The following is a 17,696-nucleotide window of genomic DNA, read 5'->3' as shown; positions in this document are numbered from 1 at the left end:
CGGTAAATGAAATTATATCGGCGATTTTTCAAATATATCGACTTACCGACAAAAAACGACAACAAGCGTGACTCCTCTTCAAACACAAAAAAACCTTGATCCACGCCACGTAGAACCAAGGTTTATCTTATTATGATTGATTAAATGAAAAAACTATGTTAAATTAGAACAGAAACACGTTTTATAAAACAAAAGGAACGTATTTATCCGTATCTTAATTTTATACCAAAACACATCTTCAGTCAACCTCTATTTTTCACTTTTAAAGGAGTGCTTACCGTATGAACAAAAAACTTGATCTAGAGCAAAAAAGATTGGATACCGTAATCGAGACAATTACGGAGCAAATTGATAAACTGGAAAACGAAACTGGCAGACGCCGGGCAGAAGTAATCAATATTCGTAAACACTTTTGGGATGACGTGAAAGTGAATACTGATACTTTCGATGATTATCTTGAAACAGTTATCAACTTGAGACAACAAGCTCAGTCACTAGCTGTCACACAAATTACCCATAAGCACACCTTTAATCGACTTGCCGCATTAAGACGTATGCATAAAGCACCTTATTTCGGACGAATTGATTTCAAAGAAGAAGGAGAATCTGCCGCGGATCAAATTTATATCGGCGTCGCTACACTTACTGATGCAAGCGGAGAAAACTTCCTTATATATGACTGGCGCGCACCTATTTCGAGTGTGTACTACGATTATCCACCAGGACCTGCTGAATACAGTACACCAGGCGGCGTAATCCACGGTAATGTGGAGAAAAAATTACAATACATTATTCAAAATGGCGAGATTGATTCTATGTTCGATACGAGCCTTACAATTGGTGATGAAATCTTGCAGCAAGCGCTCGGAAAAGGTACGAATAAACATATGCAGAGCATCGTTGCTACAATTCAGCGCGAGCAAAATGAAATTATTCGTCACGATGAAGGCCGACTCCTTATCGTGCAAGGAGCTGCTGGTAGTGGTAAAACGTCAGCTGCATTGCAACGAATCGCCTACTTACTATATAAATATCGCGAATGGTTAAAAGCAGATCAAATTATTCTCTTCTCCCCTAACTCTATGTTCAACAGCTACGTTTCTAACGTACTACCTGAACTCGGCGAAGAAAATATGCAGCAAGTGACTTTCCAAGAATATTTAAACCATAGACTAAGTAAGTCATTTGACGTTGAAGATCCTTATGAACAATTAGAATATATGTTAACTGAAACGAATAATCCTACCTATAAAACGAGAAATGCGAGCATTCGATTTAAGGCATCTACTCAATTTTTCGAGATGATTAGAGCGTACAGACAATCTCTTGAATCTTCAGGCATGCTATTTAGAGGAATGAAATTTAGAGGAAAACTGATTGTTTCTGCGAAGGAAATTACAGAACAATTTTACAATACCGACTCCTCCCTCCGCTTCTATAGTCGAATTGAGAAGTTAACGGATTGGCTAAATAAGCAAATAGATGCACTTGAAAAAGCAGAACTGAAAAAGCCTTGGGTAGAAGAAGAAATTGAATTACTTAGTAAAGATGAATACCAAAAAGCTTATAAATATTTACAGAAAAAAGGCGAGTTTGACGACAACTCCTTTAATGATTTTGAAAAAGAAACGAGAGTACTTGGACGTATGATTGTCCGTAAAAAATTGAAGCCACTGCGTAAAGGCGTTCAAACATTACGCTTTATCAATTTCATAGGCATATATAAACAACTTTTCACAGATGCATCATGGGTTACTGGAGAAAAACCGAAAGAGTGGGATGACATTTGCTCCTTAACAGTAAACATGCTTGATGAAGGAAAACTATATTACGAGGATGCGACTCCATTCTTACTTTTAAAAGAATTAATTGAAGGCTTCCAAACGAACAGATCGATTAAACACGTACTCGTAGACGAAGCGCAAGATTATTCGCCGTTTCAGTTCGAGTTTTTAAAACGTCTCTTCCCTGCTGCAAGAATGACTGTACTCGGAGACTTTAACCAAGCGATATTTGCTCATGCGAGTGAAGCAGTGAATTTCAACACACTTACTAGCTTATACGGACCAGACGAAACGAACGGCATCAACTTAACTCGTAGCTATCGCTCAACAAAACCAATTATTGAATTTACACGCACTCTCGTCCCGGAGGGCAAGAACATTCACGCCTTTGAACGTGACGGCGAGAAACCTACAGTGACGAAAGTATCGAATGTCAACGAACTGCACGAACACATTACTGCCAAAGTTGCGGAACTACAAAAAGAGCAGCAAAATACTATCGCAATTATATGTAAATCTGCAGCTGAAAGCGCCGCTGCCTACGAAGCACTTCGTCATATCGACAATATTAAACTTGTGAAAAGTAACTCAGCCGAGTATGAGCAAGGCATCGTCGTGATCCCTGCTTATTTAGCGAAGGGTATTGAATTTGACGCTGTTATTATTTACGATGCTTCTAAAGCTGTGTACAGTGATGAGAGCGTACGTAGATTGTTCTACACTGCTTGTACGCGGGCGATGCATGAGTTGCAACTTTATAGCGTTGGCGAGGTTAGTCCTTTTGTGCTTGGGGCTGATTCGGAGAGTTTTGAGCTTATAATGAAAACACCTTGATAATCATCAAGGTGTTTTTCTCATTCTAATTGAAATATCCTTACGCCTATACACACTCAGCACGATCCCCATTATAAGCGCATGAAATACAGTCGGCGTTAATCCGTAACTAATAAAAGGTAAGGATATAGCAGCAAGCGGCAATAATCCTAGTATCATTCCAACATTATAAATGAACTGGAATACAAAAAGAGTCAATCCACCAACGAGTAGCAATTTACCGTACCGATCATTTATTTTATAAGAGATGACTATTAATCTTGCTACAAAAAGAGAAAGAACGAAGACAAGAATTAATGCAAGCCAATACCCATAATAGTAAGTCAAACTTGCAAATACAAAATCAGTATCCGGAGCAGGGATGAATTTCATATCTCCATATGTACCAAACCAACCTGCTGATGACATTACCTCTTTTAATCGTATATACATAAATCCTGCACCACCTGCATCACTCTCCGGATTTAAATACCCTAAAATTCTATCTAAGTGATATCCTGAAGACCAGGATACCGATGCCCTGATAATAAATAAACAAATGGGTACAATCGTAATAATCAACGCCGTTTTCTTTCCTAACTTACTCCACCAAAGCATAACGAATACCATTGTCATATAAACAAAAATTGACGAAAGGGTTGATACAATCAAAAATAAATACAAAGAAAATAAATATAAAACCACAAGATGCATAACCTTTAACCTACTATTATTGAAAAAAGACGCCCACGCTAGAAAAAAGAACGGTACTGCTATTAAACAATCAATTTCAATAGGACCGATTTTTATTAACGGTTCTCCAGTCAACGAAGCGTTCGGAAAACAGTATAGCATTAACAGAATGAGTACCCCGATTGTGTAAAACAACCCTCCCATTCTCTCTAATTTCCGATAATCAATCAGCATCATCCCAAAAGCTGTTACAACACCGAGAATAACAAATATCACCTTATTCATTATTACATCATTCGTATATCCAAAAGCTATAACTGGCAAAAATCCTAGCCCCATCGCAGCCACTAATAAACCAATTAAGAACCAATCAACCTTTGGCTTATGTAGTTTATTAAGTTCCTGGCCAAGCTTAATTGGACTTCCCATTTGTTCAACAGCCTTATCTTCAGCAACTTCCTCACTTAAGCCTTTCTCTATCCACATATTCTTCGTCTGTTTCAAGTGAAAGTCTAGTTCTGTTGCCACCAAGTCCTTTGCTTCTTTTGATTTAATATGGTTCGTAACTTCTTTTAAAAAACGCTCCCCTTTTTTGCTCAATTTTTTCTCACTCCTGTACTAATCCTTTTAATATAAATCGTGCCTTCGTAGCATTCTTCTCTGCCTTTCGCAGCATTTTATTTCCTTTATCATTTAATTGATAATATTTAGCTCCCGCGTGATCCCAGCTAGATTGGATAAAGCGATTTTGTTCTAGACGATGTAATAAAGTGTATAGAGACCCTTCACCACCTTCGAATTTTTGAATCCCTCTCCCTCTTAGCAACTGCATCAATTCATAACCCGTTTTTTCATTCATAAGAAGTTGTAACACTGCTAAAAGGATATCTTCTTCCTTTTCGGACGATTGCTTAATTTTTTCGCGCACCTGCTTCTGGTGCTGATCAGAAAAACTCAAATGTTTAAACGTTGTGTTCTCCATTGATTTTCGCAAGCCTTTTAATCGATCTTCCATTTGATTATCCCTCCAATCCTTTCTTCAAAAGTTCCTTCGCTTTTTTCAGTCTCGTTTTTATCGTATTTTCCTTTACGTCTATTACTATAGCAATCTCTTTAATTGATAATTCTTCATAATAAAATAGATAAATGACTTCTCGATATTTTATCGGTAAACTCATTACCGCAGAAGCCAACCTACTATCCTCCGCATTTTGAATGACAGTTTGTTCGACACTATCATTTTGAATCCCAATATACGCAAATTCATCCTCTGTAACGATTACCTTTTTGTTATACCAACTTTTTATATAGTCCTTACATTGATTAATCGCAATTCTCCATAACCACGTTTTCACATTCGATTTCCCTTTATATGTATGAAGAGATTTATAACATTTCACAAATATATCTTGCGTTATATCCTCCGCAATCTCTTTATTATTCACATATGAATACACAAGCTGCAGGACTTCTTGCCCATACTTGTTCATTATTTCGTCGATAAGTTCCTCCTTATCTTCTATTTCAAACGCTTCTATCGTTAATTCATCCACATCATTTCCTCCTTCCCATATATTAGACGACGCACTGTATGGAAAAGTTTTATAAATACATAAAAAATACGGATGGTAATGTCCATACCGTTTTTTTATGAATATTTATTTACTTCTTGTCCCCTGACACTAATGCTCTGCTTAAAAACAGGAATTTTCATCCATATATCTTGTTCCCTATTTTAAAACATAATACAATTAAAATGTAACTTAATAAGCTATAACTAGTAGGTGTGGCAATCATCTCTTCCATTTTGAAAAAAGGGGGGAGGTGATAATATAATCGCGATGTTTATAATTAAATTAGTGTATGGTATCCTAACCGGAGCTGGCGTTGTCATCGGTAGAAGATACGTCGGTCCGTGGCTAATTTCTGTATACAAAAAAGCGAGAACCACCCTGCTTCGTGGAAAAGGTAAGGGCGGTTCTCGGCTAAAACGTTAATGTAATTGTCTTATAACCGCACCTACTACCACCACAATAGCAAGTTAGGTTACACAAGGCAGAAGTTTCTCAGGCTTCTGTCTTTTTTATTTTATGCAAAATTCACACTACATACTCTATCATCATTGTAACACATTTTATTTATTTTTAGTCAAGAGAAAAACCACCTAAAGGCTCCCCTTCAGGTGGTTCTCTATTTTACGCTAACGCAGCTAGACTTTTTCAAGTTCAGCTGTGCCGCTCTCATCATTTATAGCACCAATAAAGACGGATTATGTACCCGCTTCATAACAGTATGAGTAAACAAGGAACAACACCTATTACGAATATAAAAAATCCTCTCACTATATAGCACCTATGTTTTCAGCAATACTCTATTACCATCAAACTAAATTTGTATAATTTAAACTACAGAATAGCAAGCTAATTTTCAAATATCTTCTTGCGCATTATCCTAAATTTATTATCTATTTGTATCATGCTTATAAATAAAAGATATCCTACCGACGCACCGAGCATATTTATAGCAATCCGCCACACATCAAAAACATCAGACAAAGTTAGTAAATGTAATATCTCCCAAACAAGAAAGGTCATAACATACCACTTACGAGCTTTCTTATAGTTAGTCACTTTATTAATCAGCACTGGAACGAAAAATCCGAATGGAACTACTAATATTATATGTTGTAAAACACTTAACCAATAAGTTGAGTTTCCCCAAGGACCTGGATGTGCAATAAAATCTTTAACTTGCCAAAGTGTTATTCCAAAAAGTTGTAATAACGTTTCTAAATCAGATATATGTAAAAATTGCTGCCAAAATTCAATGGGATGATAGACAGTCCCACCTGTCAAACTGCGAACAGAGTCAAATGTAGAAGTTGAAATAAACGTTCCTAAAAAGACAATAAAACAAATGATTATATAAGGAATACATAAAATTTTTGATAATACCTTTAATGGTCTAGGAACTTCGTATACCGATTTATTAATCTCTACGCCAATAACTTTTGATTCTCCAAAACTTTGAATTGCTTTATAAATCGCTTCTTTTTCATTCATACCTTGTTCCATATATTCTTCTTTCAAGCTGTTCAAGTGATCATACATTTCTAGAAATAACTCATCCTGTTCAATATCACTAAGTTCTGAATAGGCTAAAATAGACTTAATATACTCATCAAATTCACTCATAAATAACTCCTTTCTGACAAGCTTGAATTAATGCTGTTACACTCTCCCAAGAATTCACTTTCTTCTGCAATTCTTTTTTCCCTTTATCTGTAATAGTATAGAATTTCCTTTTCATCCCATTCTCAGATTCATTCCAATAAGATTCAAGAAACTCCTTTTTCTCTAATCTCTTTAAAGCAGGATACAAAGTTCCCTGCCCCATACTATACAAATCTTCACTTGCATCCTTTAAACTTTGAGCTATTTCATATCCATATGTATCACGTTTTGCAATGATAGAAAGTAATAAAATATCTATACTTCCCTTCAAGATTTCTTTGTCCAACAATACCACCACCTTATATACATCGTATAACAACATATGTCGTTATGCAATATAGTTAGAAGAATATTCCATAAAAAAAGAACCACCTAAAGGCTCCCCTTCAGGTGGTTTTCTATTTTACGCTAACGCAGCTGCCTGTTCTTGTTGATCTACAGGAATAACAGCGTCTGTTAGTGCTTTTTCTAGTTCTGCTGTATATTTCATTTGTTCTTCTTTGCTCCAGCCTAGTTTCGCAGCCATGTAGTTGATTACTGCTTCTTTCCACTCATATACCCAGTGGATGTTGAAGAATACAGCGCCTCTGCGGCGTACGAAGAAGTCAACTGGTTTTGCTGTCATTTCGTAATCCATTGCGTATACAAGCGGGATTAGAACGTCAAGCGGCATGTTGTATTCTTTCGCTTCGTCTTTATGTTTTTTCGCTAAGTCAAATAGTACGTCAACGTTAGAACCATAGAATTTCGCGAATTCTTCTGCTTGTGCTGTTGTTAAACCATATTTCGTACCTTCGCCAGCTTTTTTCGCAACGAATGCTGGGAATCCGTGTGAACCATCTACATGTCCACCAGAGATTGGCATATGTTTCGTGTCGCTCTTCGGATATGCGCTATGCCCTTCTTTTTGTAGTAAGTTCGTTACGTAGTCTACTACCATTTCAGCCATTTTGCGGTATCCTGTTAATTTACCACCTGCGATTGTAATTAAACCAGATTCAGAAGTCCAAATTTCGTCTTTACGAGAAATTTCAGATGCACTCTTACCTTCTTCGTAAATTAACGGACGTACACCAGCCCAGCTTGACTCGATGTCTTTTTCCGTAATTTTTACGCTTGGGAACATGTAGTTAATCGCATTAATGATGTATGTGCGATCTTCTGTTGTCATTTGTGGTACAGCTGCGTCTTTATCGTAGAACGTATCTGTTGTACCTACATAAGTTTTTCCGCCGCGAGGAATCGCGAATACCATACGTTTATCTGGTGTATCGAAGTAAATCGCTTGGCCTAATGGGAAACGTTTTTGATCAATTACTAAGTGAACACCTTTTGATAACTGAAGTACTTTTCCTTTTTTCGAGTTATCTTTTTCACGAAGTGTATCTACCCAAGGACCTGCTGCGTTTACAATTTTCTTACCGTAAACTTCGTATACTTCACCGTCTAGTAAATCGATTACACGTACACCACATACTTTTCCATCTTTATATAAGAAACCATCTACTTTTGCGTAGTTAACAGCTTTTGCACCACGTTCAATTGCTTCTTTCATTACTTCAATTGTAAGACGCGCATCATCTGTACGATATTCTACGTAGTAACCGCCGCCTTTTAATCCTTCTTTTTTTACAAGAGGCTCTTTGTTTAATGTTTCTTCACGGTTAAACATCTTTCTGCGCTCGCTTCGTTTTACACCTGCTAAGAAGTCGTATACACGAAGACCAATTGATGTACTAAATGATCCGAACGTACCGCCTGTATGGAACGGAAGTAACATCCACTCTGGTGTTGTTACATGGGGACCGTTCTCATATACGATCGCACGCTCTTTACCCACCTCTGCTACCATTTTCACTTCAAGTTGTTTTAAATAACGTAGACCACCGTGTACAAGCTTCGTTGAACGACTTGATGTACCTGCTGCAAAGTCCTGCATTTCAAAAACAATTGTTGATAACCCGCGTGTTGCTCCATCTAATGCAATACCAGAACCAGTAATACCTCCACCAATTACGATCACATCTAACTCTTGTTTATTTACTCCGTTTAATACGTCTTTACGTTGTTTACTTGAAAATTTCATGGTAATTCCTCCCTTTGATAACGAAAAAAGAGACCACAAACTCCGCTATAGATTTCGCCTCTATAGCGCGTTGTGGTCTCTCCAAATCTCCTACCGAATTATTAACTTGTCACCATTATAACACTGTTTATGATTATTTGAAAGCTTTTGTTGCTTCAATTGCTTTTTTCCATCCAGCATATAGCTCTTCGCTTGTTTTCGCTTCCATCGTTGGTTCAAAGCGTTTGTCCATATGCCACTGTTCTTTAATTTCATCTTGGTTTTTCCAATATCCAACCGCAAGACCAGCTAAGTATGCTGCACCTAGAGCCGTTGTTTCATTGATTACTGGACGCTCTACAGGAACATCTAAAATATCACTTTGGAACTTCATTAAGAAGTTATTTTTAACCGCTCCGCCATCAACGCGTAATGTTTTCAGTTCAATACCTGAATCTGCTTCCATTGCGCATAATACATCTTTCGTTTGGTAAGCTAAAGATTCTAGCGTTGCACGAATGAAGTGCTCTTTCGTCGTACCGCGTGTTACACCAAACATAGCGCCGCGTACTTCACTATCCCAGTAAGGTGTTCCTAGTCCAACGAATGCTGGTACAACGTATACACCGTCAGTTGATTCAACGCGATTCGCGTACACTTCACTCTCACTCGCATCTTTAAACATGCGCATTCCGTCGCGTAACCATTGAATTGCAGAACCCGCTACGAAAATACTTCCTTCTAATGCGTAGTTTACTTTACCATCTATTCCCCATGCAATTGTTGTTAATAGACCATGCTCAGAAGCTACTGCTTTTTCACCTGTGTTCATTAACATGAAGCAACCAGTTCCGTAAGTATTTTTCGCCATACCTTCACCGAAACAAGCTTGTCCAAATAAAGCTGCTTGTTGGTCACCAGCTACACCTGCAATCGGTACATTTTGGCCGAAGAAGTGGTAATCAATTGTTTCTCCGTAAATTTCAGATGATGGACGTACTTCTGGAAGCATGCTCTTTGGTACTGTTAACATTTCTAGAAGCTCATCATCCCACTGTAAGTCGTGAATGTTAAACATTAACGTACGTGATGCATTTGAGTAATCTGTTACGTGTGCTTTACCACCAGATAGTTTCCATACAAGCCACGAATCAATTGTTCCGAATAATAGATCGCCGTTTTCTGCTTTCTCTCTTGCACCTTCAACATTATCTAAAATCCATTTTACTTTCGTACCAGAGAAGTATGCATCAATTAAAAGACCTGTTTTTTCGCGAACAATTTCGCTATAACCTTTTTCTTTTAACTCATCACAAATTTCAGCTGTTTGGCGAGATTGCCATACGATTGCGTTGTAAATTGGTTTACTAGTTGTTTTATCCCAGACAACCGTTGTTTCACGTTGGTTCGTAATACCGATACCAGCGATTTGTTCTGGTTTTACATCTGCTTCGCTTAAGCAAGTTGCGATAACTGCTAAAATAGATCCCCAAATTTCTTGTGCATTATGCTCTACCCAGCCCGGCTTTGGAAAATGTTGTGTAAACTCTTTTTGAGCTGAATGAACAATTTCACCTTTTTTATTGAAAAGAATTGCGCGTGAGCTTGTTGTTCCTTGGTCTAATGAAAGAATATATTTTTTCATATCGGTTTCCCCCTTATGCTACTTTTCTACTATTTGTATTGCTTCCACTTTTTTTACTTGTCATATAAGAGATTGCTAGTACAATCACAGTTGCGATAATCACATAAATAAGTGCTGAATTTTGTTTTCCTTCAAATACAACTTGATGGAATAAACCTGCAAGTGATCCACCTAAAATTGGACCAACTACTGGAATCCATGCATACTTCCAGTTTGAACCGCCTTTTCCTGCAATCGGAAGGAAGAAGTGTGCGATACGCGGACCTAAATCACGTGCTGGGTTAATTGCGTATCCTGTTGTCCCACCTAATGATAAACCAATACTTACAATTAAGAAACCTACGATAAATGGATTTAATCCATCTGCAAACTTATTTGCACCAATTGCTAATATACCAAATACTAAAACGAATGTTCCAATCATTTCACTTAAAAGGTTTGCAAATGTGTTCGGAATTGCTGGACCTGTTGCAAATACACCTAACTTTGTTCCTGGATCTTCTGTTTCTTTCCAGTGTGGTAAGTAATGTAAATATACGATAACTGCCCCGATAATTGCCCCAATCATTTGTGCTGCGATATAACCAGGTACGTCACTCCATGGGAACGCTCCCTTAAATGCTAATCCTATTGTTAAAGCTGGATTCAAATGTGCCCCACTAATTGATCCAACCGCATATGCTGCAACCGCTACCGCTAAGCCCCAGCCCATTGTAATTACAATCCAACCAGAATCTTTCGCAAACGACTTCTTTAAACTTACACCAGCACAAACGCCGCCACCAAGTACGATTAACAACGCAGTCCCTATTAACTCTCCTAAAAATGCTGACATAGTATCCCTCCACAATCAATTTAAACGCTTCCAAATGTGATAGAGGTAAAATGAATGGCCATTCGTTTTTGTCAAAAGAAAAAGACCCACAGCTTGCACGCTTCTATATAAATTTATATAGAAACAATGAAATGTGGATCTCTACTTTTCTCCGTCACGTTTATTAACTTGTCTATAATGTTAACCGTAAATGAAAGCGGTGTCAACGAAAAAATTCACATTTTCGTCACTTTTTTTGGTAATGTTTCCATAGTTCGCGTTTTGATGTCGTAATTGCTGTCGCACCAGCGTTTAAAGCTCTTTCCACATCTTCTACAGTACGAATAAAACCACCCGCTAAAATCGGTACACCAGTACGCTCTTTCACTTCAGCGATAATATCCGTCATTGCTCCAGGAAGTACCTCAATATAATCCGGTTTCGTCTTATCTAAAAGATTGCAGCTCTTCTCCATCGCACTCGAATCGATTAAAAAGATGCGTTGTATTGCCACAACACCTTTTTGCTTCGCCTTCATAATAACGCTCGCCTTTGTTGAAAGTAACCCGTACGGTCTAAACTCCTGACATAAATATTCCGTCGCATGCCCATCACTCTGCAAACCATGAATTAAATCCACATGTAAAAACACCTTTTTACAATATTGCTTCGCAAGTGATATAACACTCTTCAATTGACCGACATGAATATCTAAAATAACGATATATTCATACGAACTATGTAATAGCTTTTCCAAATCTTTAATTTGCCTCACTGCCGGCAAAATCTTCTGTTCATGAAATTCCATTCTATATGTCCCCTTCTTTATGTCATCCTATCCTTTATAGTACACAATTTAAGTGAAAAGAACAGCTAGTGTCGGGGATTTCTTTCAAATCTTTCTCTTATCTGTATATTTTCTTCAACTTATCGGAACCTATACCACCTATAATCATGAATACAAGGGGCAAAAGATTCATTACATATGGCGCATCTGCTACAATTGTAATACTTGCTCCAGCAAACTTATTTAGCATCCATACAACGATTTTTGCAATAAACAAAAATACTCCTATCATAAATAGACTATCAAAAAATACCTTCCATTTTGGATATGCCAATTGCTTACTATCTTCAATTACTTTCTGCGTCAATTCTTCATCACTCCTTAGCAGTTCATCAATTGTAATACCGAACAGATCACTTAAATGAATAATAATTTCAATGCTCGGATAGTTCTTTCCCGTCTCCCATTTCGAAACAGATTGCCTGCTCACATGAAGTTTTTCAGCCAAATCATTTTGCGACCAATTTCTTTTTTCCCTTTCTTCTTTTAAACGCTCACTAAAAATCATACTGTGTTTATCACCTCTCTATGCCCATTATGTTCAAATAAATGATGAAGAGTAAAGCGAGTTATCGTTGCATTTCCTGCGCCATTATACGCTACAGCTTATAATGGCGCTCTTTTATATGTATCTTCCCTATACTATGCTCCAATAATAATTTCCCGAACAATAATACAAGGGACGGATACTAATAAAGTGAAACTTTAATCAGCCCTCACTAATCGGGCTTTTACGAACAGCCCGCGCCCCACCTAACTTCTTTGATTCCGCTGAATTTTGAGGTGGGGTCTTACTGCCCGGCAAATAGCGGGATAAAGACTAGATTAGGCATAAGAAATACGCCCTCCCTTCTTATCAGTCTCCAGAAAGAATAACGCAAATTTTCATTTTTACTCATCATTTTTCGGACTATATGAAAACCCCGGATATTTCACAACAGGCCTCTTCTCCTTACGCAGGGAATCCATTACTTGCGGGCCAACATGTATATTACTCTCCACTATTTCTTTAGGAGTCAGTGCCATCCATTGATTTAACGATACATCTTCAAAACGATTACTTCTGAACATCTCTAAAAACCATAATGTTTCGGTACCTGTATTTTGAATATAATGCCCCGTCGCAAAAGGTACATATCCGACATCGCCAGCTCTATAATCAAATGTACGAGCGGTACCATTTCCAAGAAACACAGTCATTCTCGCTTCCCCTGTCAAATAATATTGCCATTCATCATTATTCGGGTGCCAATGAAGTTCTCTCATTCCGCCAGGCTCAACCTCAACGAGCGCTGCTGCGATTGTTTTGGAAATAGGGAAATTTGTAGAATCTACAATTCGAACGCTACCACCAGGCGTCTTAATCGGATTTTGTTTTAACAATTCATGTTTAAATGTTAAAGGAACTTCTCCTTTCGGCGCTTGAATCTCCTGACTTTCAAGCGAACCTGGCACCTCTCCTTGATAAATATAAACTTGATCTGAAGGAATAGAACGAAAAGCACTCTCAGGTACTCCGAAATTAGCCGACAACACTTCTTTTGGCGTATGCGCAAACCAATCAGAAATAGCTAAAGTAGATAAATCAGAAAAATGCCCATCATCGAAAACGAGTAGAAATTCACAATGTTCCAATCCTTGAATGGAATGCGGAATACCAGGCGGAAAATACCAAAGATCACCTGGCCCAACATCAGCAATAAAATTACGCCCATTTTGATCAACAGCCGTTATGCGCGCCCGTCCTAAAAGCATATACGCCCATTCCGCTTCTTTATGCCAATGTAGTTCTCGTACTCCACCGGCCGTTAAACTCATATTTACTCCCGCAATCGTCGTCGAAACCGGTAGTTCCCGAGCAGTAATCTCCCGAGACCACCCGCCTTGTTTCAAAATCATAGAAGTGTCCGAGAATGAAAACTTCAAGTTAGGAACTAACCCTGCATCCGTTATAGGCGGAACAAGCATATTCGGATTTTGAATATCCCGCATAACATTACGAGGTCCAGAATCAATCGCACCTGCTCCGTCGCTGCGGATTGGTTGTGGCACATTCCCTCCCGCTTCATTAACAGTACGTTTCTTCATGATTACACTCCTTTTTCATCCGATTAGTAAGTAAAAAGCCTCCATCATAGTGTATGAATTGGGCTTTGGATGGTTACAGTTACTATGGAGTTACATCATCTGCCTATCATTATTGTTTTGTTCATTTCTCAACTTATACTAGTATGCTTAGCGCTTGGGAAGACAAAAAATAAACTAGAACTAACAAAAAACCCTGTAAAATTTATTACAGAGTTTTTCACCAATTATTTATTGTTTTACATATCGAATACGAACATTATCGTCCATTTGATAAATTTGTAATGTGTTTCCATAACTAATTCCTAACTCTTCACTTACACCAACTGCACTTACAAATACCCCTTTAAATACTTTATTTTTAGTTGGTTTTACTACCGATACTCTTCGCTGCCTCTTCAAACAGTTTCGAACCTTCTTGTGCTTTACTTACTGATTGATGCATTTTACTTTCGTCTTCCTGATCTAATGCATCAAAGAGAAGTTGAAAACAATCCGCATATAGTTCCATCGACTGCTTTATCTTCGCCTGTTCTCCCTGTAACTCTGGAGGCGCTTGTAGATTCTTCAGCTTTGTAGCAGTTGCCTTTGCTCCACCTAAACTCAGTTGTACTTCACTTTTCTTTTGTTTGTATGATTTTACGTCTGAATCTGCTATTCCTTCAATTAATTTCATTGTATTTTCAATTTGAGTAGCACTATTTATGATATCTGCCTTGTACCTTTCAACATCTGAACCAGTTACCTTACCAGTTGAAGAACTAGAAGAAGTTGAATTATTTGAAGAAGAACTTGGTTGACTACTTGATGAACTACTGTTTGTACCTTCACCTTTCGCTACAGATAAGCTATCCTCTTTCTTGCCATCAGTTGACTTACTCTCTTTTTCAGAAGTCTTATTCTCTTTCTCTACCTTTTGCGTTTCTTCTTTCTTTGGTTCAGCTTTCTTACCATCAGTTTCAATTGTAATACAACCACTCAATAACATAACTGGTAACGCTAAACTTACTAATTTCTTTGCTTTCATGATTACTAATACCCCTTTATTTGTAAAATGTAGTGCAAACAAGTTAATATACTTAACTAATAAATTCCCCTCGAATAATTTATTAAAATCTACTATCCATATATTTCCTGTATATTCATAATCTTTCCATATATATCATTTTACAAAGAATTACATATTTGGTCAAAGGGATTTATGTAGTCCTTAAAAGAAAATTTTAATCCCAAAGAAAAGAAGCTAACAATAAATTGTTAACTTCTCGGCTTAAGGAAAAAATAGTATCTTTCCTTATCTTCTAATATCTAGGCTGTGATTGAATATTTGTAAGATGAACATCATACATATCAATGATTTCAAGAAATCTATCAGCTTCACGGAAAACATGGTCTGCTAATAACGGATGAATGATACTCTTTATTTTACATTGCTCAATTAAATCACGTGCTGTTTTCTTAAAATCCCGAAGAGATGCAACCGACACACGATTTTGATCTAAAAATTGATCTAAAAGAGGGGCTGTTTGGGATTGTGGTTTCATAGATTCTAAGTCAATTGCTTGATACATCAATTCATCAAAATCATTGCTAAAATTCCGCGCTGTATCTACAAGCTTTCTTTCCGATGGATCAAGAAGATGGCCAATAAATTTAGCATGGTCTGCCATAATCCGTAAAAAGAAAACATTTTCTTTAATAATAGCATCAGGAAGAGCATCTAATTTACCTTCATTTAATTGTATTAAACGTTTTCTAAAATAATCAGCTTCCCTACTTGTATGGTCAACTAAAAGTGGAAAGTTATTTTGTCCTGGCAATTTACATGTGAGAATTAACCCTAAAATTTTTCGTTTAAATCCCCAAATATTAGTTGCGGCTTGTTGTACTTCTGCATTAAATCTTTTTATTTGCTCAGGATCTGTTTCATTTGTATAGGAATGCGCTATTTGTTCAATATGTTCAAACAATCGATAAAATTGATTCGCCTTTTCGATTAGTTGAGTATCCTCGCATCTAAATCCTAAACGAAGAAAAAAAGAATGCTCCTTCATGATTCTAGACCAAAAACGAATTTCATTTAATGAACGCTCAACAAACATTACAGATGTAACACCTGTATCCGGATGTAATGAAGTTTCATCCCTATGCATTGTTAATCCCCCCCAGTAAAATCCCCACTAGTTCCATTCTTATGAGTAAAAAAATATATAAATACCATCAATAAAAGTTTATGATGACTCTCTTATACATGTAAAATTAAACTAATATAACCTTAGCTTGATGAACATATACTGCTCCCGCAGAAGAAAAAAAGCTACCACCTAGATGTAAAATCCTACCAGGTGGTAACCTTTCAAAATTTCTATTAAAGCAATACCGAATCTTTATCACTATCCTGATTACGTTTCTCACGCTCTTCTTCTAAACGCTTCATATATACTTCGCCTTCTTTTTCGATAAACTCATTATCCATATCTTGCTCTTTTTTCGAAGTATATAAAACCATGTAGCCACTTAGTACAATCCCGACAATTACAAGATACACCCACCATGGTAAAGTTTCCAAATCACTTCATTCCTTTCCTTAGACAAGCCTTATTAGTTTCACTTTATGAGGAAAGAAGTGGATTTATGCTTAAAATTTTTATTGTGGATGCTTCACGAAAAATGCTTGTACATATTCCATAAACTCAATTGGTTCCTGACGAAACGGTGCGTGGTATCCTTTTTCAATAATATGAAACGTACTATTCGCAAATAGCCCATGATACAGTTCACCATTTTTCCACGAAACACTCTTATCATGTCGTCCCCATATAATTAAAGTCGGTACCTTAATTTTATCAGCTTCCATCGCAATGCGGCGCTCTCGCATTTTCGTAAGCTGATCATAATGCTCTTTATCATCACGACTATTTTTTACTTCATTTTTATTATACTTCGTAATCTCAGTTACAGTTTGTAAGTCCGTCGATAGCGGTGGTACTTCATAACTTTCTTTTTGCTGGAAAGACTCTATCCCTGTAGCATCCGCCAAGATGAGATGCGTCACTGCATCCGGATATAAATACGCTAAATTAAGGGACATCTCTCCGCCCATTGAATGGCCGAGCACCGCAAACTGATCGTATCCAAGCTTCTTCATTAACTTATAATATAAATTCACTTGCGCAGGAAACGAATACTGAAAATCAACCGGCTTAGAAGAACGCCCAAACCCTAAAATATCAACCGCAATAATCGTATGATCTCGCACTAGTTCCGGATAAATATCACTAAACCCATCAGAAGAACCACCAAACCCATGCAACATGAGTAACGGAGGTTTCCCCTCACCAATTTGCTTAAAATAAATCGTCTGCCCATCAATTTGCGCCATACTCTCTTTCGTATTCAGCTTCATCATAACAGTATCTTTCACTTCTTCAACCTTCGCAATCGGCTTCTCAACGAAGTTACATACGATAAGCAAAACAAGCACAATACCGCTAATCAAATAAAACTTAAACCGTTTCAAAGTTCCCGTCTCCTTTCTTGAGTTGCTATTTAAAGTTTTTACATTTTTTGGTTGTTTTATGTTCTCTTTTTAATTGTAACTAGAACAGTTACAATTATACTAAAAAAATATAACTCATTTCTATTACTAATGGTTATTCTGTAACTATTATAGTTACATATTTAAAGTAAGTCAATTCTTTTCTCTACATGGCCTGA

The 17,696-nt window shown here is 37.2% G+C and carries 18 protein-coding genes; 2 read left to right on the top strand and 16 right to left on the bottom strand.

The window, feature by feature from the left end; translation table 11 throughout:
* The first annotated feature begins 281 nt into the window (after positions 1-281).
* Positions 282-2,618 (top strand): RNA polymerase recycling motor HelD, encoded by a 2,337-nt coding sequence (gene helD, locus N2V80_RS05425; RefSeq protein ID WP_061655435.1) that lies wholly within the window; start codon positions 282-284, stop codon positions 2,616-2,618.
* A gap of 6 nt (positions 2,619-2,624) precedes the next feature.
* Here the strand turns inward: helD and N2V80_RS05420 are convergent, their stop codons facing one another.
* The 3 genes from N2V80_RS05420 to N2V80_RS05410 are packed head-to-tail and all read right to left on the bottom strand — an operon-like array spanning position 2,625 to position 4,843.
* Positions 2,625-3,890, bottom strand: a complete 1,266-nt coding sequence (locus N2V80_RS05420) for an FtsW/RodA/SpoVE family cell cycle protein (RefSeq protein ID WP_061655434.1) — start codon at positions 3,888-3,890, stop codon at positions 2,625-2,627.
* 7 nt (positions 3,891-3,897) lie between these two features.
* A complete protein-coding gene (locus N2V80_RS05415) occupies positions 3,898-4,305 on the bottom strand; it encodes a PadR family transcriptional regulator (protein ID WP_000390151.1) in 408 nt (135 codons plus the stop codon).
* A 4-nt stretch (positions 4,306-4,309) separates the two neighbouring features.
* Entirely contained in the window at positions 4,310-4,843 is a 534-nt protein-coding gene (locus N2V80_RS05410) for a sigma-70 family RNA polymerase sigma factor (protein ID WP_061655433.1), read from the bottom strand.
* Positions 4,844-5,131: 288 nt separating this feature from the next.
* Between N2V80_RS05410 and N2V80_RS05405 the strand changes: the two genes are divergently transcribed.
* The gene (locus tag N2V80_RS05405; RefSeq protein WP_000469930.1) at positions 5,132-5,287 is read left to right on the top strand and encodes a hypothetical protein; all 156 of its coding nucleotides are present in this window, start codon (positions 5,132-5,134) and stop codon (positions 5,285-5,287) included.
* A gap of 423 nt (positions 5,288-5,710) precedes the next feature.
* Here N2V80_RS05405 and N2V80_RS05400 read toward each other — a convergent pair whose 3' ends face one another.
* The 13 genes from N2V80_RS05400 to N2V80_RS05340 form a co-directional block, all read right to left on the bottom strand.
* Positions 5,711-6,484 carry a VanZ family protein gene (locus N2V80_RS05400; RefSeq protein WP_001288383.1) on the bottom strand — a complete coding sequence of 258 codons (774 nt, stop codon included), beginning with the start codon at positions 6,482-6,484 and terminating at the stop codon, positions 5,711-5,713.
* The gene (locus tag N2V80_RS05395) at positions 6,477-6,809 is read right to left on the bottom strand and encodes a PadR family transcriptional regulator (protein ID WP_000356630.1); all 333 of its coding nucleotides are present in this window, start codon (positions 6,807-6,809) and stop codon (positions 6,477-6,479) included. The genes N2V80_RS05400 and N2V80_RS05395 overlap by 8 nt, the downstream gene beginning before the upstream one ends.
* Before the next feature lie 117 nt (positions 6,810-6,926).
* On the bottom strand, positions 6,927-8,609 hold the full coding sequence (gene glpD, locus N2V80_RS05390) for an aerobic glycerol-3-phosphate dehydrogenase (RefSeq protein ID WP_061655432.1): 1,683 nt from the start codon (positions 8,607-8,609) through the stop codon (positions 6,927-6,929).
* Between the two features lie 133 nt (positions 8,610-8,742).
* Positions 8,743-10,233: a glycerol kinase GlpK gene (gene glpK / locus N2V80_RS05385; RefSeq protein WP_000760004.1), complete on the bottom strand. Its 1,491-nt coding sequence runs from the start codon at positions 10,231-10,233 to the stop codon at positions 8,743-8,745.
* A gap of 13 nt (positions 10,234-10,246) precedes the next feature.
* Positions 10,247-11,068, bottom strand: coding sequence for a glycerol uptake facilitator protein GlpF (gene glpF, locus N2V80_RS05380; RefSeq protein ID WP_001272195.1), 822 nt, complete (start codon positions 11,066-11,068; stop codon positions 10,247-10,249).
* A gap of 226 nt (positions 11,069-11,294) precedes the next feature.
* A complete protein-coding gene (gene glpP / locus N2V80_RS05375; protein ID WP_000394286.1) occupies positions 11,295-11,855 on the bottom strand; it encodes a glycerol uptake operon antiterminator GlpP in 561 nt (186 codons plus the stop codon).
* A gap of 97 nt (positions 11,856-11,952) precedes the next feature.
* Positions 11,953-12,402: a helix-turn-helix domain-containing protein gene (locus N2V80_RS05370; RefSeq protein ID WP_000577658.1), complete on the bottom strand. Its 450-nt coding sequence runs from the start codon at positions 12,400-12,402 to the stop codon at positions 11,953-11,955.
* A 383-nt stretch (positions 12,403-12,785) separates the two neighbouring features.
* A complete protein-coding gene (locus tag N2V80_RS05365) occupies positions 12,786-13,982 on the bottom strand; it encodes an oxalate decarboxylase family bicupin (protein ID WP_061655431.1) in 1,197 nt (398 codons plus the stop codon).
* A gap of 228 nt (positions 13,983-14,210) precedes the next feature.
* A complete protein-coding gene (locus N2V80_RS05360) occupies positions 14,211-14,381 on the bottom strand; it encodes a hypothetical protein (protein WP_002100810.1) in 171 nt (56 codons plus the stop codon).
* Positions 14,341-15,006 carry a DUF7018 domain-containing (lipo)protein gene (locus tag N2V80_RS05355; protein WP_000644831.1) on the bottom strand — a complete coding sequence of 222 codons (666 nt, stop codon included), beginning with the start codon at positions 15,004-15,006 and terminating at the stop codon, positions 14,341-14,343. The genes N2V80_RS05360 and N2V80_RS05355 overlap by 41 nt, the downstream gene beginning before the upstream one ends.
* A gap of 274 nt (positions 15,007-15,280) precedes the next feature.
* Entirely contained in the window at positions 15,281-16,132 is an 852-nt protein-coding gene (locus N2V80_RS05350) for a DUF2935 domain-containing protein (RefSeq protein ID WP_061655430.1), read from the bottom strand.
* A gap of 215 nt (positions 16,133-16,347) precedes the next feature.
* Positions 16,348-16,548 (bottom strand): sporulation YhaL family protein, encoded by a 201-nt coding sequence (locus N2V80_RS05345; RefSeq protein ID WP_000449223.1) that lies wholly within the window; start codon positions 16,546-16,548, stop codon positions 16,348-16,350.
* A 78-nt stretch (positions 16,549-16,626) separates the two neighbouring features.
* On the bottom strand, positions 16,627-17,499 hold the full coding sequence (locus tag N2V80_RS05340) for an alpha/beta fold hydrolase (protein ID WP_061655429.1): 873 nt from the start codon (positions 17,497-17,499) through the stop codon (positions 16,627-16,629).
* Positions 17,500-17,696: the final 197 nt, after the last annotated feature.

It is taken from the genome of Bacillus sp. FSL W8-0640 (genome assembly GCF_038007725.1).
Lineage (GTDB): Bacteria > Bacillota > Bacilli > Bacillales > Bacillaceae_G > Bacillus_A > Bacillus_A cereus.
This window is presented reverse-complemented; position numbering and strand designations above follow the sequence as displayed.

Coding starts and splice junctions, on each gene's coding strand:
- helD (WP_061655435.1), top strand. CDS start 282: ATGAACAAAAAACTTGATCTAGAGCAAAAAAGATTGGATACCGTAATC.
- N2V80_RS05415 (WP_000390151.1), bottom strand. CDS start 4,305: ATGGAAGATCGATTAAAAGGCTTGCGAAAATCAATGGAGAACACAACG.
- N2V80_RS05405 (WP_000469930.1), top strand. CDS start 5,132: ATGTTTATAATTAAATTAGTGTATGGTATCCTAACCGGAGCTGGCGTT.
- N2V80_RS05400 (WP_001288383.1), bottom strand. CDS start 6,484: ATGAGTGAATTTGATGAGTATATTAAGTCTATTTTAGCCTATTCAGAA.
- glpD (WP_061655432.1), bottom strand. CDS start 8,609: ATGAAATTTTCAAGTAAACAACGTAAAGACGTATTAAACGGAGTAAAT.
- glpK (WP_000760004.1), bottom strand. CDS start 10,233: ATGAAAAAATATATTCTTTCATTAGACCAAGGAACAACAAGCTCACGC.
- glpF (WP_001272195.1), bottom strand. CDS start 11,068: ATGTCAGCATTTTTAGGAGAGTTAATAGGGACTGCGTTGTTAATCGTA.
- glpP (WP_000394286.1), bottom strand. CDS start 11,855: ATGGAATTTCATGAACAGAAGATTTTGCCGGCAGTGAGGCAAATTAAA.
- N2V80_RS05370 (WP_000577658.1), bottom strand. CDS start 12,402: ATGATTTTTAGTGAGCGTTTAAAAGAAGAAAGGGAAAAAAGAAATTGG.
- N2V80_RS05365 (WP_061655431.1), bottom strand. CDS start 13,982: ATGAAGAAACGTACTGTTAATGAAGCGGGAGGGAATGTGCCACAACCA.
- N2V80_RS05355 (WP_000644831.1), bottom strand. CDS start 15,006: ATGAAAGCAAAGAAATTAGTAAGTTTAGCGTTACCAGTTATGTTATTG.
- N2V80_RS05350 (WP_061655430.1), bottom strand. CDS start 16,132: ATGCATAGGGATGAAACTTCATTACATCCGGATACAGGTGTTACATCT.